This is a genomic window from Paenibacillus sp. J22P143 (assembly GCF_059692035.1).
Map to the genome: position 1 here is coordinate 192,695 of NZ_JCAUAQ010000004.1, position 17,210 is coordinate 209,904.

Annotated in this window: 14 protein-coding genes; all 14 read right to left on the reverse strand. The window is 43.6% G+C overall.

All coding sequences use genetic code 11. The features are described from left to right. Positions 1-16 precede the first annotated feature (16 nt). Positions 17-1,945: a stage V sporulation protein D gene (locus AC58PQ_RS10055; protein ID WP_497241806.1), complete on the reverse strand. Its 1,929-nt coding sequence runs from the start codon at positions 1,943-1,945 to the stop codon at positions 17-19. Positions 1,946-2,034: 89 nt separating this feature from the next. Continuing rightward, the gene (locus tag AC58PQ_RS10060; protein ID WP_497241807.1) at positions 2,035-4,359 is read right to left on the reverse strand and encodes a penicillin-binding transpeptidase domain-containing protein; all 2,325 of its coding nucleotides are present in this window, start codon (positions 4,357-4,359) and stop codon (positions 2,035-2,037) included. Positions 4,360-4,374: 15 nt separating this feature from the next. Beyond that, positions 4,375-4,836 carry a cell division protein FtsL gene (gene ftsL2, locus AC58PQ_RS10065; RefSeq protein ID WP_497241808.1) on the reverse strand — a complete coding sequence of 154 codons (462 nt, stop codon included), beginning with the start codon at positions 4,834-4,836 and terminating at the stop codon, positions 4,375-4,377. A gap of 18 nt (positions 4,837-4,854) precedes the next feature. Continuing rightward, the gene (rsmH, locus tag AC58PQ_RS10070) at positions 4,855-5,805 is read right to left on the reverse strand and encodes a 16S rRNA (cytosine(1402)-N(4))-methyltransferase RsmH (protein ID WP_497241809.1); all 951 of its coding nucleotides are present in this window, start codon (positions 5,803-5,805) and stop codon (positions 4,855-4,857) included. Positions 5,806-5,874: 69 nt separating this feature from the next. Further along, complete coding sequence (mraZ, locus tag AC58PQ_RS10075) at positions 5,875-6,312, reverse strand: division/cell wall cluster transcriptional repressor MraZ (protein ID WP_497241810.1); 438 nt, start codon at positions 6,310-6,312, stop codon at positions 5,875-5,877. 124 nt (positions 6,313-6,436) lie between these two features. Continuing rightward, positions 6,437-7,519 (reverse strand): DUF4349 domain-containing protein, encoded by a 1,083-nt coding sequence (locus AC58PQ_RS10080; RefSeq protein WP_497241811.1) that lies wholly within the window; start codon positions 7,517-7,519, stop codon positions 6,437-6,439. Between the two features lie 162 nt (positions 7,520-7,681). After that, entirely contained in the window at positions 7,682-8,944 is a 1,263-nt protein-coding gene (locus tag AC58PQ_RS10085) for an adenosylhomocysteinase (RefSeq protein ID WP_497241812.1), read from the reverse strand. Between the two features lie 11 nt (positions 8,945-8,955). Continuing rightward, on the reverse strand, positions 8,956-10,590 hold the full coding sequence (gene bshC, locus AC58PQ_RS10090) for a bacillithiol biosynthesis cysteine-adding enzyme BshC (protein WP_497241813.1): 1,635 nt from the start codon (positions 10,588-10,590) through the stop codon (positions 8,956-8,958). 157 nt (positions 10,591-10,747) lie between these two features. Next, a complete protein-coding gene (locus AC58PQ_RS10095) occupies positions 10,748-11,725 on the reverse strand; it encodes an ABC transporter ATP-binding protein (protein ID WP_497241814.1) in 978 nt (325 codons plus the stop codon). Continuing rightward, the gene (locus tag AC58PQ_RS10100) at positions 11,715-12,752 is read right to left on the reverse strand and encodes an ABC transporter ATP-binding protein (RefSeq protein WP_497241815.1); all 1,038 of its coding nucleotides are present in this window, start codon (positions 12,750-12,752) and stop codon (positions 11,715-11,717) included. Before AC58PQ_RS10100 ends, AC58PQ_RS10095 begins: the two co-directional genes overlap by 11 nt. A gap of 16 nt (positions 12,753-12,768) precedes the next feature. Further along, entirely contained in the window at positions 12,769-13,701 is a 933-nt protein-coding gene (locus tag AC58PQ_RS10105) for an ABC transporter permease (protein ID WP_497241816.1), read from the reverse strand. A 3-nt stretch (positions 13,702-13,704) separates the two neighbouring features. Continuing rightward, entirely contained in the window at positions 13,705-14,637 is a 933-nt protein-coding gene (locus AC58PQ_RS10110) for an ABC transporter permease (RefSeq protein ID WP_497241817.1), read from the reverse strand. Positions 14,638-14,735: 98 nt separating this feature from the next. After that, positions 14,736-16,421: a peptide ABC transporter substrate-binding protein gene (locus AC58PQ_RS10115; RefSeq protein ID WP_497241818.1), complete on the reverse strand. Its 1,686-nt coding sequence runs from the start codon at positions 16,419-16,421 to the stop codon at positions 14,736-14,738. 387 nt (positions 16,422-16,808) lie between these two features. Then, on the reverse strand, positions 16,809-17,210 hold the full coding sequence (locus AC58PQ_RS10120) for a DUF3397 domain-containing protein (RefSeq protein ID WP_497241819.1): 402 nt from the start codon (positions 17,208-17,210) through the stop codon (positions 16,809-16,811).

The following is a 17,210-nucleotide window of genomic DNA, read 5'->3' on the forward strand; positions in this document are numbered from 1 at the left end:
TTTTCTTAGCTTACCGCTACTTCTCCGGATCAACATCCGATAAGAAAATACGAATCGTTGAGCCTTGATCCACACGCGAACCTGCTTTAGGCGCTTGTGAGATCACATACTTCCCATTCCCTGACTTTGCAAGTCTGAAATTCATGTTCAGGTCTTCTAATATATCATCAACTGACGCGCCAACCAAGTCCGGAACTTCAACAACTGGAATTTCACCGTACCGGTACTCTTTGTCGAGTTGATTTTTGTCTGGTTCTACCTTCATGTAGCGTAGGGCATCAGCCATGATATCTCTCACTAACGGAGCTGCAATCAGACCCCCGAATTGAATTCCTTTCGGGTCATCCACTGCGGCGTAAACAACAATTTTGGGATTATCCGCTGGCGCGAAGCCAATGAAGGAAACGATATGCTCATCCGGTGAATAACGACCATTGATAACCTTCTGAGCCGTCCCTGTTTTCCCGCCAACACGATATCCGTCGATGAAAGCATTGCGTCCTGTACCTTTTGCTACTACACTCTCTAGCGCCTCACGAACTTGTCTTGACGTATCCTCTGAGATCACATTGCGAACCAGTTCTGGCTCGACAACATCAACGACTTCACCTGTATCTGGATTCGTAAATGATTTGGCAACATAAGGCTTGAACAGCTTGCCGCCATTGATCGCAGCGGAAACGGCTGTAATTTGCTGGATAGGTGTAACGGACACCCCTTGACCGAAAGCAGTCGTTGCCAGCTCCACAGGACCTACTTGCGATGGTTTGAACATAATCCCGTTCTCTTCCCCGCCAAGATCAATACCTGTCTTCTTCCCAAAACCAAAGCGGGAGATATAGTCAAATAATTTCTCTTTGCCTAATCGGTTTCCCATTACGACGAAGCCTGGGTTACATGAGTTTTGAACAACCTGCAGCATTGTTTCACTGCCATGACCACCGCGTTTCCAGCAGCGCAGCCTAGCGCCGCCGACTTCAATAGAGCCTGGATCGTAGAATTGCTCATTTTTTAAATCGACTTTCTTCTCTTCTAATGCAGCGGCTAAAGTGATGATCTTGAAGGTAGACCCGGGCTCATATGTTTTCCAAATCGGTAAATTCCGGTTATACGTTTCGGCCGGTGACTCCATATATTTACCAGGATCATAAGTAGGCCGACTACCCATCGACAAGATTTCTCCGGTATTCGGATCCATCATGATGGCAATGACATTCTGCGCTTGATATTGCACCATCGCTTGATCTAATGCACGTTCCATCACCGATTGCAAATGGCTATCAATGGTCAACTTCACATTCAACCCATCTTTTGGCGGTGTATACACATCTGTTGTTCCTATTAATTTTCGACCTGCAGCATCTGTCATATAGGAAATACTGCCTGCAAGACCTGTTAATTGCGAATTATACTTCGACTCTATGCCAGTGAGACCTTTATCGATCCCCGCAAAGCCAAGAATATGGGCAGCTAGAGAACCATACGGATAATAGCGTTTATTATCTTCCGCTACGACAATACCTGGCAATTGCAAAGCTCTAACTTCTTGCGCCTTTTCAATCGAAATTTTACGGCCAGAGGGTCTTATATTATTTTGCGATGTTTTTTTGGTAATTTGCTTGTAAATATCGTCTTCATTGCCTTCTAGCACTTCTGCAAGCTTCGCAGCCGTTGCACGGGCATCTTTAATTTGTACAGGAATGGCAATAATCGTAGGCGTACTCATACTATAAGTCAATGTCAACCCGTTGCGATCTTGAATTTCACCTCGCTTGGGCGCAAAAGCAATTTCTCTTCGCCAACTATCCTCTGCCTTCTTCGCGAGTTCTTGTCCTATCCACAGCTGGACATAGGCTAAGCGGATGATAAGTGCTGTAAAGATGACAGTTCCAATAATTAACGCAGTAAACAATCTGCGACGAACGGTAACGTTAGAAGCCCGCATGAACGTTCAGTCTCCCTTCCCACTATGGACATGTTCATTCCTAACATGACTATTCGGGACAAACTGGGGTTAGAACAAGCTGTTCACGATCACGGTTTATTTGAAGCTGTTCGTTGCGTCTCCGTTTTGGCATTTGGTGCAGGCGTTGATTTCGGCATTGACTTTGGTGTTGGTGATGGTATTGGCGAACCAAATGATGTCGCAGCAGGAGTTGATCCGGCTGACACTGATGACGTCTTATCACCTAGCGGTTTAAGTTGAAGGGTTACTCCCCGTCCTTCACCTGCAGCCGACTGCTCTGATACATATCCTTCCCCGGAGGTTTTACAATCGACCTTGAAGAAGGAGCACGTCTCAACGGCATCTCGAAGTGATCTACCAACTAGATTTGGAAGCGGCATTTCCTCAACGGGCTGCATGGCAACATAGATACGCTGCGTCGACAAAATTTGAGTACCTTTCTTCGGGAATTGATCAACCACCTTATCACCTTTGCCGAACACTTCGAGAGAGAGACCAATATCTTTTGCAGTACTTTTAGCCATACTTGAAGTAACATCTAGAAAATTCGGCACAGTAAGCCTATTTGCTTCTTTCGTTACCGTTTTCGGCTTTTTGCTCGATGGCACTTCCATATATTGCAGAGACTCGCTAACGATTTCTTTGAATGCTGGCGCAAGGACTTTTCCACCCTGGTGATAGTCACCGCCCAAATCTGGCTGATCTGCAATCAGCGTAATTAGGATTCGCGGATCTTCTACTGGCGCATAGCCAATAAACGAAATTACCCACGTATCGGATGAATATGTTTTTTCCCCAGGAAGTACGATATTGGCTGTTCCCGTTTTCCCAGCAACACGGTAATCCTCCATAAAGGCAAGCTTCCCTGTCCCTACTTCTTGGTCGGACACAACTTGCTCTAAATAGCTGCTCACTTGCGCAGCCGTTTGCGGGCTGACAACTTGTCTAACCACTTGAGGTTCAAAAGATGAAACGACTTTACCCGTTTTGGAATCGACAATGTCCTTCACAATGTGCGGCCACATCAATTTACCGCCATTGGCGATCGCTGCGTAAGCAGCCGTTTGTTGGATTGCCGTAACTACGACTTTTCCTTGCCCATAGGTCGCCGTTGCGTACTCAGATGGATAATTCATATCAATAAGACCCGATACTTCGCCTGGCATATCAATGTTTGTTTTCTGTTCAAAGCCAAACTTCGCAATGTATTCACTAAGCTTAGTCTGTGTTAGCTTTTCAATTCCTAGCTTCACGAAGGCGACGTTACTGGACCGTTTAAGTCCTTCTAAGAAGGTTATTTTCCCCCAACCAACACCGTTATGGTCATGTAGAACGCGGTCTGAAACTTTAATCGTACCCGATTGATAAGTTTCATTCGGATTAAATAATCCCTCTTCCACGGCTCCTGCAAGGGTAACCAACTTAAAGGTAGAGCCTGGCTCGTAACGCGAGGCAATGGCGCCATTCCTAAAATCTTTTTGAGGATCATAATTCCAATACGTATTCGGATTAAAATCAGGTGTGTTCGCCATACCTAAAATTTCCATCGTTTTCGGATCAACCGCAATGGCGGTCAAGCTTTTCGGGTGCCACTTGTCATTCACTTTAGCTAAAGCGTTCTCTAAATAAAACTGAATGTTTTTGTCGATGGTGAGTCTGACATTGTTTCCGTCTTCAGCTGGTTTAAAGTCGACCTTGGTATCAGGAAGTTCCACCCCTTTGCCATCTTTCTCATAGCTAAGCATCCCGGAAACACCTTTCAGTGTATCGTTTAATTTCAGCTCCAGCCCAAGGGCTGCATCGCCTTCCTTATTCGTATACCCTAGAATATGGGATGCCAAGGTTTCACCTGGGTAATAACGCTTTTTATCTTCCAAAATCGAGATACCTACATTTGTTTTGGTGCTCTTATTACGCTTCGTTTGCAGACTGGTGATGAGCTCGCGCACTTGATCCGCTTTTTCCTTCTCAATCTTCCAACCTTCGTTTCTCACTTCTACGTTCGCCGCGAAATCTGTACCATCTAGATTTTGCTTGGTTGCTAACTTGCGAATCTTAATCACAAGTTCTGCACGTTTCGCTTCGGATTCCTTCAAAATATCTGTTAACCCTTGTGTCACATCCTCAGCAATGTGCAAGGCATCGATCACTTTCGGATTCAGCGCGATGGTATAAGCCGTTGCCTCTACAGCAAGCACTTTATCATTACGATCCAAGATCGAGCCGCGTACAGGAACTAATACTTTGTCGGTTTCCCATCTTTTCTCGGCCTTCTCTAGCAACCAAGAGGCTTCTACGACTTGAATCCAATAGACTTTAACCATGAGGACAACAAAAAGAAGGGTGAACAACCCTCCGATTAGTAAAGAACGCAGCTTAATTTTTTTTGTCATATGAGTACCTGCCTGTTACGGTTTAGAAGCTGATTTCGTACTTTTCCCACTTGTCGTAGCCGTCGTTGTACTTGATTTCGATTTCGTAGTCGTCGTTGTTTGTGCAACGACATTTCCTTGCTTCTCATCTTGTAAATTAAACCCGAGACGCACCGCTTCCTCTTTTAAACGATCAGGACTTTGTAGTTTCTCTACTTCTTGCTTTAGAGCGCTGTTCTGAGCCTGAATTTCACGGATTTCGCCTTGCATTTTCAAAATATTCGCATTCATCTGATAGATGGCAGCAAACCGCCAAATGATTACCCCCGCAACAATAACACAAAGAACAACCGTGAATAAGTATAGCATTTTTTCTTGTGCAGGCAATGCAGAATTACGATAAACGACCTTGGTTGTTTCTTTTATCTTTACACGTTGCTGTGGATTAGGTTTACGTTTCGGATCAAGTGCCAAATTACCTTGAATATATGAAGACATCGCTTATTCCTCCCTTGGTCAAAGCTTTTCTGCAATTCTTAGTTTAGCGGATCTCGCTCTTTGATTGACTTCTAATTCATGTTCACTAGGTATAATAGGTTTACGCGTGACGAGTTTCAAGTCTCCCGCTTTGGTGCAAACGCACATTGGAAAAGCTGGCGGGCACGTGCATTTCTCCACATTTTTCACGAAAAATTGTTTGCAAATGCGATCTTCCAAGGAGTGGAAGGTGATGACGGCAATGCGTCCTTGAGGTGCTAAACAACGAAGTGATTGTTTAAGCGCTTCTTCAAATGCGCCTAGCTCGTCATTTACGGCGATCCGCAACGCTTGGAAGCTGCGTTTAGCGGGGTGACCGCCTGTCCGTCTAGCGGCAGCTGGAATCCCCTCTTTGATCAATTCCACAAGTTCTCCGGTTGTTTCAATCGTTTTCTTCGCTCGCGCTTCTACGATAACACCAGCAATACGTCTCGAAAATTTCTCTTCGCCATATTCAAACAAAATTCGTGCAATTTGGTCAGCGGGCCACTCATTTACGATCGTTTTGGCGGTTAATGACGTATCTCGATCCATTCTCATGTCGAGCTCTGCATCATGATTGTAGCTAAATCCGCGATCTCCATCGTCCAGCTGTGGGGAAGATACGCCAAGATCGAACAATATGCCGTCAACCTGGGGTTTACCGTCTCGCATTGCCTTAGGTACGCCGCGTAGTACAAGCTCAATGTCTCTGAAGTTACTTTTGATAATCGCAACGCGATCTAGATAGGGAGCCAGAACGGATTCCGCATTAGCCAAGGCAACATCATCTTGATCTAAGGCTATGAGCAACCCTTCCGGACCTAGTTTGGATGCGATTAGCGAACTATGCCCAGCGCCTCCCATCGTACAATCCACGTAAACGCCATCTGGTTTTATATGTAAACCTTCTACAGATTCTTCTTTAAGTACAGTCACATGATGAAACACTCGTTGTCCTCCTAAAAGTTTTGCCTTGGCAAAACTGACTTCGTAAGCATATTCTTAAACGCAATATTTTTATAAATCAAAATTAAAATCGACCAGCTTCTCTGCTATTTCATTGAATGACTGTTCAGACTCATTGGCATAGCTTTCCCAAACTTCCTTACTCCAAATCTCCACACGATTAGAAACACCAATAACAACACAATCTTTGGTAAGCCTCGCATGATCAATTAGATTGCCTGGAATGTTAGCTCTTCCTTGCTTATCAAGCTCACACTCTGTTGCACCAGAGAAGAAGAAACGGGTAAAAGCACGTGCATCTGACTTCATTAATGGCAATGCTTTCAGCTTCTGTTCGAGAATTAACCATTCGGATTGGGGATATACAAATAAACATTGATCTAAACCACGGGTGATGACAAAAGCTTCGCCAAGGGCTTCACGAAATTTAGCCGGGATAATCATTCGGCCTTTCTCGTCAATGCTATGTTGATATTCGCCCATAAACATAGCATCTTGTCCCCTTTCCCTCCACTTTGTACCACTTCCCACCACATTTGAATCAATATTCGCTAAAAATAAAAGAAATCCTGCTTAGTTAGCAGGATTAATTAAATTTATTTCGTTTTTAGGTCTATTCTGTGCCTTTTGTTCCTTCTTCGGACGCTTCAAGTGCATTTTCAGAAGCATTTTGCTCTTTCAACTGTAATCTTAATTCCTTCAATTGCGAGTTCCTCTTGCGTCTGTATACCCAGATCGGGACGGCAATGACGACTAAAAGCACCACAACCGGTACCGCGGCAGCCAGAAATACGAGGACTCCCTGCATAACTGCGACCAACACATTTAGGCTAGAGTCCCATGCCTTTTCAACGCGCTCTGCTAAAGTTAGTTCATTAGGGTCAGAAAGCAATGGTTTTTTCCCCGTTTGTTGGTACATACGCAGCTCGATCGTAGAATACGAAACATTCTGATCCAAGTACCTCATCCTGCCTTTGATTTGCTCAATGGCCTCTTGCACCTTAGCTAACTCGTTAGAAAATGCGAGGAGATCATCCGTCTTCGATGCTTTCTCCATGAAGCTAAGCAGTCTAGTCTCAACGAGCTGTTTGGCAGTTAAACGAGAGCTGAGATCTACGTATTCTTCCGTCACATCCTGCCCTTGTACATTCCTTTGGAGAGAGGGGCTCAACTTTTCTAAGCCGTCAAGCATGGATACAAAGCCATTCGCTGCCACTTTTATGGTGTAGGTTCCGCCCTTTTCGCCCGTATTGGCATTCTCCGAGAACTGCAAAATGTAAGCACCGCTTAGTGCAACTAAGTCCCGCAGCTGGGTCTGCGCTTTACTATAATCTTCCACTGGCATTACGAGATTAGCTCGGTAAATGAGCTTCCGGTTAAACCCAGCTTCTTGATCGTTTCCACTTGCAGGCATCACAACATTTGGTGCAGTCTTACTGTCGGATGCGACAGCTTTCGTATCTGATTCCTTCGCTTTTGCCGCTGGAGCGGCGTTACTCGAGTTCATATCTTTGGCGGTTGCGAACTGATCTGCATTGGCATCCGACGACTGCACGCTCAGCATCTCGCCTTTTGAAGTAGATGCGGACGATTCCTGTTTACTATCCGTGGAGGAACCGCATCCCGCAAGCATACCCAACATAGCAAGACACAACACAACCATAATTGATAAACGTATTCTAGTCTTACCCCCCATTTTCTCATGCCCCCATTTTCCATTTTTAGGTTATACACCATTCAAACGGAATGTAGTTCATGAAAGTTGCATCGAAACAGCAATAAACTTAAATTAGATTGTTACTCCAACAAAAAAATGCCCCCCAGTCCACAATATGGACCGTAGGGCATCATTTATATCCTAATGCTCATCCCAGCTATCTAGGTAAGCCTTTTGCTCGTCTGACAGCGCATCTACGCTCGTACCTAGTGATTCAAGCTTGAAGCGAGCAACTTGCTCATCGAGTACATAAGGAACATTTACAACAGTACTACCTAAGGATTGATAGGAATCATTCACATGTTTCAATGACATCGCTTGAAGTGCGAACGTCATGTCCATGATTTCAGCCGGATGACCATCACCAGCAGCAAGGTTAACCAAGCGGCCTTCAGCAAGGATATATACTTTACGACCATCGTTCAGTTGGTATTCTTCGATATTACGTCGAACCGTACGCTTGGAGGAAGACATCGCCTCTAACTCCGGTTTGTTAACTTCAACATCAAAGTGTCCTGCGTTTGAAAGAATCGCGCCGTCTTTCATCACTTTGTAGTGTTCGCCACGGATAACATCACGGTTACCAGTTACGGTTACGAAGAAATCGCCCAATTTCGCGGCTTCAATCATCGGCATAACGGCGAAACCATCCATATACGCTTCCACGCCTTTAATCGCATCGATTTCAGTTACAATTACATTAGCGCCTAAGCCTTTAGCACGCATAGCCACACCTTTACCACACCAGCCATAACCAACGACAACAACAGTTTTCCCTGCAACAACCAAGTTTGTCGTACGGTTAATGCCATCCCAAACGGATTGACCAGTTCCATAACGGTTGTCAAACAAGTATTTACAGTACGCATCATTAACAGCAACCATTGGGAAAGCGAGCTTCCCTTCTTTTTCCATCGCTTTCAAGCGAAGAATACCTGTTGTTGTTTCTTCCGCGCCACCGCGTACATTAACAGCCAAATCTTTACGTTCCGAATGAAGTAATGACACTAAATCGCCACCGTCATCAATGATAAGATCTGGTTTGGATTCCAATGATTTGATAAGAAGTTCTTTGTACTCTTCCGGACTAGGGTTGTACTTCGCGAATACGGTAATACCATCTTCGACAAGTGCCGCACATACATCATCTTGTGTGGAAAGCGGGTTGCTTCCCGTGATCGTAACTTCTGCACCACCAGCTTTAACTACTTTCGCTAAGTAAGCAGTTTTGGCTTCCAAATGCAAGGAAATAGTCACTTTCAACCCTTTGAAAGGCTGTTCTTTCTCAAATTGCTCACGAATGCGATTCAAAACAGGCATATGCGCCTGAACCCAATCAATTTTTAAATGGCCATCTGGCGCTAGCGCCATGTCGGTTACAATACTGTTTGTTGCTATTGTCATCTTCGTTCCTCCTATAAATAATAGATACGGTGCAAGCCATCTACGGGTATTGGCGTCTCAAGTAACGTATGTAGCCAAGCATTCCCGTAACGATTCAGATAAGCACACCCATTATACACTCTTTCTTGCGGCTTAGCTAACGGAAATATCGTTAGTCTTACACGGTCCAACTGTCGGATCGCCGCATCGAATTGCGTATGGGACGCTTCACTAGCCTTATGATGCAAATAATCGATTTGTTCTACTATTTTAGCTAGATTCATATCTCCAAGCTTTTTGACACCAGGATTAATCGAACTAAGCGACTCAACAAGTGGCGCATAGCTGCTAAGGAAGGACTCTTTTACGGCTTCAAATCGTTCATTCAGCTGTAACGTATCTTGCGCATCCAACCAAGCTTGCTTTTTCTCATCAAAGCGTACCAATACATCTGTCAACGTGAGTTCGTATTTATCCATCTGTTTCTTAATGGTTCCTTCAATAAGTGTAAACTCCAATCGTGGTACCACGATTGGCATTCGCATATGGAAATGTTCAAAGGCATGCTTCGTTAACGCCCAATACGCAATCTCTCCAGGGCCTAGCACTGTCGCTAGCACTGGAAACAAATATTCCTGCATGAGCGGCCTTGACATCACATTATTACTCAGCTGGTCTGGTGTCGTTATCGCTTTATCAACAAGCTCTGCCTTTGTGAAGCGAACCGTGTTTTTCTTATCTATGAAATGCTCTCCCTCACGATGAAGCAGCAAGCGCTGACCATCCGCAAAGACAAATAGATTCGCAGCTTCTGCATGAGCCTCGGCTTGAATCCCATAGCCAGCTTGACTAACTTCGGCTTGACTTGACATCAGCGCTGCCGCAAAAGGAACATTCTGATCAATGATCCCTTCGAACATGGATGATTCTAATGCACGTAGAGCAGGCTCATCAGCATCGATAAGCACAAGCCCATACTCGCCGAACAGCATCGCCATCCAACGTGCAAAAGCATCTGAAAGCGTAGCGCCATTCTCCGTAGTTGAACGGATTTTATCAAGTAAGGAGGCTTTGAATTCGGTATCCATCAACACGTGGTCCAGCTTGTTCAAGGCTTCTTCCCACGCTTCTGGGGACAATGGAAGACGGCTAACTGACGTACGTAGTCCTGTCGGATGCTCCACTTTCAACTTCTCAACCTGCTGCGTATTAGAGAGAACATGGACGTGATTGACTTCATCGAAATCGTGATCCTCGCCGGCAATCCAGAAAATCGGAACGACTGCACGTTGTAATTTGGCACTCCATTCACGCGCCAATTGGATAATCGTGATTGCTTTATAAAGGATCATCAACTGACCCCCGAACAGCCCTGCTTGTTGACCACCTACGACCGCAAGTGTTTGTTTATTCCCCAAATCCGACACATGCTCTAAAGCTGCTCCTGTATTCCCAATTCGCTTATTGTAGGCTTGTAGAACACCCACAAGACGCTCGCGATCAACATGAGGGGCGTTACTCGCTTCGTCCAACCACCCTACCCGAGATTGCCAATCTTCGCCGTTTCCAAAGTGGTACGGAAACAACGCCTTCGCATGATCTATACCCGCTATATAATCTTCCGCCAATTTCTGATTTTTCTTCCAATGAAAAGTTTCCATTTGCATATGCGACTAGTGTCTCCTCTTCATAACAAATAAAACAACTATCCTTTGATTGTACACGGAAGCCCTGAAATCGTCAAAACTGTATTTTTTCTAATTACAATTATGTAGGATATAGTCTAACGATGAAAAGCCGCCCCTAACGGGACGGCTAAGCTTATTAATATAAATGACAAGCAACAAAGTGATTCGGTTCCACTTCTTTGCTAGGCGGCATAGAATCTGCACACTTCGCCATCGCTTGCGGACAACGTGTACGGAACGGACAACCACTTGGCGGGTTGAGCGGACTCGGTACTTCGCCTTGAAGAATGATACGTTCACGCGTACGTTCAACTTCTGGATCCGGAATCGGAATCGCAGAAAGCAGCGATTGTGTATACGGGTGCAGCGGCTTCGCATAAAGTGCATCGGAGGTTGTTACCTCTACAAGGTTCCCCAAATACATAACCCCGATCCGATCGGAGATGTGCTTTACCATTGCCAAATCATGCGCGATAAACAAGTAGGTTAAACCCATTTCTTTTTGTAATCTTTTGAAAAGGTTAACGACTTGCGCTTGGACAGAAACGTCCAATGCGGAGATTGGCTCATCGGCAATGATGAATTTCGGTTCGATTGCAAGCGCACGAGCAATCCCGATACGTTGACGTTGACCACCGGAGAATTCATGCGGGAAACGGCTAGCATGCTCATCGTTCAAACCGACAGCACGTAGTAATTCCATGATACGTTCTTTACGTTTAGCACCTTTATAAAGACCGTGAATATCAATACCTTCGCCAATGATATTCCCTACCGTCATACGCGGGTTTAGGGATGCGTAAGGATCTTGGAATACCATTTGCATATTCCGGTTAAATTCCTTCAGCTTTTTCCCAGTCAGCTTATGAACATCTTCACCGTCGAAAATAACTTCGCCTTCTGTCGCGTCATAAAGCTTAATGATCGTCCGACCTGCTGTGGATTTCCCACAACCGGATTCCCCAACGAGACCAAATGTTTCACCACGTTTAATTTCTATAGAGAAATTGTCTACGGCCTTCAAGATCTTGCCGTTTCCAAGATTAAAATGCTTCTTCATATTGCGAATTTGCAAAATGGGTTGCTCTGATTTTTTCAAGTTGCTATTGGACATGTTGATTACCTCCCACTCCTACAGGACGTTCAACCTTCGGTGCGTCAGGGTGAAGCAACCAGCACGCTGCTGAATGTGTTTCAGACAACACAGAATGAGCTGGATCTTCTTCCAGACAGTGATTCATCGCATATGGACATCTCGCTGCGAAGGCACACCCTTTCGGCGGTGCGAACAAATCAGGCGGCGTACCTGGAATCGGTACAAGCTCCTCATTCGCATTCGTATCCAACCGTGGCACTGAACGAAGCAAACCCCATGTATATGGATGCTGCGGCTCATAGAAAATCTCATCTACGGTGCCTTGTTCAATAATTTTACCTGCATACATAACGACTACACGATCGGCCATATCAGCAACAACACCAAGATCATGCGTAATCAAGATAATGGATGAGTCCGTTTTCGCAGAGATAGTCTTCATTAAATCGATAATTTGTGCTTGGATCGTAACGTCTAGCGCCGTAGTCGGCTCATCGGCAATAAGAAGCTTAGGCGAACAGGCTAGTGCGATCGCGATCATAATACGTTGACGCATACCACCAGAAAGCTCGTGAGGATATTGATGAATTCGACCTTCAGGTGAGTTGATACCTACAAGCTTGAGAATTTCAATTGCTTTTTCCGTTGCAGCTTGCTTACTCAAACCTTCGTGTTTGATCAAACCCTCCGTGATTTGATCTCCGACTTTCATCGTAGGATTCAAGGAAGTCATTGGATCTTGGAAAATCATACCCATTTCGGAGCCACGAATTTTCTCCATCTGTCTATTAGAAAGCTTCGTAATGTCCACTTTACCGTCAAACAGGATAGAACCGCTTTTTATATAGCTAGGCGGAGTAGGGATTAAACGCATGAGCGTTTGAGCCGTTACGGATTTACCGCAACCGGATTCACCTACAATCGCCAACACTTCACCTTTTTTCAAAGAAAAAGATACGCCGCGAACAGCTTGAACTTCACCCGCATAGGTACGGAATGAAACTCGTAGATCTTTAACTTCAAGCAAATTGTTATTGGTGCTCATCATTATTCACCCCTTCTTACTTGCGCATTTTTGGATCTAGCGCATCACGAAGCCCATCGCCGAGAAGATTGAAGCTCAACAAAATCAAGCTGAAAATAATCGTCGGGAATATGAGGCGATGCGGAAACAACCGAATATAGTTAGCACCGTCTGACAGCAAGTTACCCAGCGAGGCCAGCGGCGGCTTAACACCAAGACCAATAAAACTCAAGAACGCTTCGGTAAAGATCGCAGATGGTACAACAAATGTAATCTGCACAATAATTATACCAAGCGCATTAGGAATCAAGCTACGCATAATTATTCTCATGGGAGATGCTCCCAATGTGCGTGAAGCCAGTACAAACTCTTGTTCTTTGAGCGTTAACATTTGTCCGCGAACAAGCCGAGCCATTGGCACCCATCCCGTAATACTATAGGCAATAATAATGGATGAAACCCCCGAGCCAATAACCATAATCAATAGAATGGCAATCAACAAGAAAGGAATCGCATATACGATCTCAATGGAACGTTGCATAACTTCATCAACTTTACCGCCGTAATAAGCCGAAATTCCTCCATAAATAACACCAATGACTAAATCAATTAGAGCTGCTGTTATACCAATAAATAAGGATATGCGAGTGCCCCACCATACGCGTGTCCACAAATCACGACCAAAGTCATCCGTTCCGAAAAAGTGTGATCCGCTTGGAACAGCATTTTTAAGTTTTAAGTTCTGTGTCTGATAATCGTAGCTTGAAACAAATGGTACGATAATCGAAAGCACGATTAAAGCAACCAATATAATTAAGCCAGCCATAGCCAGTCTATTTTTCTTAAGTCGTCTCCATGCGTCCTGCCAATAATTGAGCGAAGGCCTAACAATGACTTCACCAGTTAGAGATTTATTTGAAACGGGAGCAAACTTGTAGTTAGTCTCAGTTGATTCATTAGGAGTTTGCATGAATTATTTCCCGCCTTTCCCAAGACGAATTCTAGGGTCTACTAAGCCATACACGATGTCAGTTAAGAAGATAACTACGATCAATATACTTGAGTAAAAAATCGTTAATCCAGATATCATTGTATAGTCATTTGAATACACCGATGATACAAAATGTTTACCCAAACCTGGTACACTGAAAATTTGTTCAACAACTAACGTACCTGTGATGACGTTTACAAATATTGGGCCAATGATCGTGATAACTGGTAAAATCGCATTTCGAATTGTATGCTTTACGACAACTGTCATATTTGACAAACCTTTAGATTTCGCTGTTTTGATATAATCTTGATTCAACACATCAAGCATGGATGTACGCATTAAACGTGCCAAGATGGCAATTGTTCCAAATGACAACGCAATAGCTGGTAATACCTTGTATTCTGGACCTTTCCATAAACCAGCAGGAAGAATCCCCCATTTAACACCAACATAATAAGAAAGCATTGGCCCTAACACGAAGGAAGGGATGGAAACACCAAGAATCGCGATGAACATAGCTGTATAATCTCCAGCTTTATTATGTTTCAAGGCTGCAATAATCCCTAAAGTTAAACCAACTACAATTGCAATAACAATGGCAATCAATCCAAGTTCTAAGGATGAAGGGAAGGCTTGCTTGATAATATCAGTAACTTTGTGTGCAGGGAATTGAAAGGAAGCTCCTAGATCGCCATGGATTATGTTGTTCATGAATGTCAAGTACTGTTGCCACAATGGCTTATCCAGACCGTATTGCTTCATCAACATATCTCTCGTAGCCTTCGGGATCTTCTCAGCGCCTTCTCCTAGTGGATTACCTGGCAAGTTTTTCATCAAGACGAAAGTAAAAGTTGCAATTAGCCATAATGTAATAAGCGCATATAGGAAACGGCGAAGAATGAACTTAATCATATTGCTCCTCCTTTATTTAAATATAAGATAAGAAAGTTAGAAGAGGCCGCTCCCACGAGGTGCGAACGGCCCCTTCTGCATAAAACTACATTTACGAATTACTTAACTGTAACCCATTTCAATTCCCACTCTTGACCAAACGACGGAAGAATCAAGCCGTTGATGGATGGTTTTTTCAAGTAAGCACGTGTACGGAAGTATAATGGAGCTACACCTTGATCGTCCATAAGGATTTTTTCAGCTTCTACCAAGGATTTCGCACGTTTCGTACCATCTGTTTCTGTTTGAGCGGATTTTATTAGCTTATCGTATTCTGGGTTGCTGTAGTCACCTTCATCAAACTCGCCGCCAGTTACCCACATATCCAAGAAAGTCATTGGATCGTTGTAATCTGCTCCCCATAGGGAAAGAACGATTTCGAAATCTTTTTTGGAGGAAAGCTCGATACGCAATGCGTGTGGAACTGGGTTCGCTTCAGCTACGTAACCAAGGTTTTCTTTCCATTGTGCAAGAATGAACTCAAGTGATTTTTTCGCAGTTTCTGTATCATCTGCGTTCACTTTCATTTTAGGAAGAGCTGTTAGTCCAAGTTCTTTCAAACCTTCAGCAAGCAATGTTTTAGCTTTAGCAGCATCGAACTTCGGCTGTGTTTCGCCAGCCGTTTTACGGAATTCGCCGCCAGCACCGTCAGCTGTACCACCTGGCACTAGACCAGTGGAAGCTACGGATCCATTAGCAAGAACTGTATCTACATAAGCTTGACGATCAATTGCCATTCCAAGCGCTTGACGGATTTTTTTGTTACCCAAGGCAGGAACTTTCTTCGTTTGATACATCAAGTAAGAGTTCGTCAACTCTGGTTTAGGCAGGTTGTCCGGCTTACCTTTGTACAAAGTCAGTTGATCACGGTTGATTTCTGCCAAATCAGACGCATTTGTTTCGTAAAGGTTAAGACCTGTATTTGGATCCTTAACGATATTGACAGTTGCTTTTGTAAGTTTCACATTAGCAGCATCCCAATACTTTTCGTTTTTAACAAGCTCAAGCGTTTGTCCATGATCCCATTTGCTCAAAATGAACGGACCAGCACCGATAACCTTATCAGCTTCTGCGCCATATTTCTCGCCAGCTTTCGTTACGAAATCTTCACGCTGCGGCAAGAATGTTCCGAAAGCAAGCATTTGTGCAAAGAATGCAACTGGTTTCTCAAGTGTAATCTCGAGTTGCTTGTCGCTAAGAACTTTAACGCCTAGCGCGTCTTGCGCTTTTTTCACATCTTCAGGAGTTTTAGCTTTAGTTACAGCTTCTCCACCTTTAATCCATGCTACTACAAAGCTATATTGCCCTTTTGTCGCTGGGTCTAATGTACGCTTGAAGGAATAAGCAAAATCTTGTGCTTTTACTGGTACGCCGTCAGACCATGTTGCGTTGTCGCGAATGTCGATCGTGTACGTCAGACCACCATTGGAAATTTTAGGCATATCTTTTGCAAGTCCAGGAGTCGCTTTACCATCTTTATCAATACGATATAGACCTTCGTTAAATGCGCTAATGAAAGTAAAAGCAGCATTTGCTGTTGCTTTGGAGCTATCCATAACAGGCGGCTCTGCTGAGAAATTGATTTTAATTTCTTGTGGTTTGTTGGAAGCTGGAGCTGCAGTTCCTGTTGCTCCACCAGTTGGTGATGTTGTTGGTGTTGTTTCCTCTTTCTTACCACAACCAACTGCTACGCTACCCATAAGTGTTAATGCTACTGCTGTAGAAACCCATTTTGTCGTTTTCATAAAACTCCTCCTTTAAAATATGTATGTCTAGACATCTATGGCTAGGTGTTTTGTTAGTTTTATTCACATAAACCTTACACCATTAACCCAAAAATTAATGAAACCGCTTTTTTAATGTTTTTTACATGACTCATATCTCTGGTAAAAAAAATTACTAGAGTCTACGCAAGGAATTATAACATATTCGATGAGTTTGTCCACAAATAATTTACCGCCGACTAATAAACAGGTAAAAAAATTTACTCTCACGGTTCCTAATTATACAACCATCGGTCAATAAAATCTAGACGATTTTGTTTGTTATTTTCTACAAATCTCAAATAAATATTACAAACATTCACAAAATTATTGCCCAGAACACCCAAAATCAGGTATATCCGTTTCATTTTATGTTGAAAAAAGGTAATTTTTACCGATATGCACAAAAAGGAGCAGTATATATAAAGCCGATAAGCCTACAAAGCTAAGTCGCCAAACAAGTCTGCCTACTTTAATTAAATTAGTTTGCCCTTTCAAATGGTTTTGATAACCGCCAATAATACCAAATGCAATTAATAAGATCAGTACGATCAACCAGAAACCAAATTGCGTATGAAAGAGTTTGTTCCACATCAAAGAAACAGACCCTAGCAGAAATAATGTTGTCACATCCATAGTAAACCTTGTGGTCATCTTCTTATCTTTTAGAAAGAGAAAAATAAGGAACCACACGAAAACAAACGTAATAAATGGCGCTACGGCCAAAATTGCATATAAGGTAGATAATAGACTAACTAAACCATTCAGCAC

Coding starts and splice junctions, on each gene's coding strand:
- AC58PQ_RS10055 (WP_497241806.1), bottom strand. CDS start 1,945: ATGCGGGCTTCTAACGTTACCGTTCGTCGCAGATTGTTTACTGCGTTA.
- AC58PQ_RS10060 (WP_497241807.1), bottom strand. CDS start 4,359: ATGACAAAAAAAATTAAGCTGCGTTCTTTACTAATCGGAGGGTTGTTC.
- ftsL2 (WP_497241808.1), bottom strand. CDS start 4,836: ATGTCTTCATATATTCAAGGTAATTTGGCACTTGATCCGAAACGTAAA.
- mraZ (WP_497241810.1), bottom strand. CDS start 6,312: ATGTTTATGGGCGAATATCAACATAGCATTGACGAGAAAGGCCGAATG.
- AC58PQ_RS10080 (WP_497241811.1), bottom strand. CDS start 7,519: ATGGGGGGTAAGACTAGAATACGTTTATCAATTATGGTTGTGTTGTGT.
- AC58PQ_RS10085 (WP_497241812.1), bottom strand. CDS start 8,944: ATGACAATAGCAACAAACAGTATTGTAACCGACATGGCGCTAGCGCCA.
- bshC (WP_497241813.1), bottom strand. CDS start 10,590: ATGCAAATGGAAACTTTTCATTGGAAGAAAAATCAGAAATTGGCGGAA.
- AC58PQ_RS10095 (WP_497241814.1), bottom strand. CDS start 11,725: ATGTCCAATAGCAACTTGAAAAAATCAGAGCAACCCATTTTGCAAATT.
- AC58PQ_RS10100 (WP_497241815.1), bottom strand. CDS start 12,752: ATGAGCACCAATAACAATTTGCTTGAAGTTAAAGATCTACGAGTTTCA.
- AC58PQ_RS10105 (WP_497241816.1), bottom strand. CDS start 13,701: ATGCAAACTCCTAATGAATCAACTGAGACTAACTACAAGTTTGCTCCC.
- AC58PQ_RS10110 (WP_497241817.1), bottom strand. CDS start 14,637: ATGATTAAGTTCATTCTTCGCCGTTTCCTATATGCGCTTATTACATTA.
- AC58PQ_RS10115 (WP_497241818.1), bottom strand. CDS start 16,421: ATGAAAACGACAAAATGGGTTTCTACAGCAGTAGCATTAACACTTATG.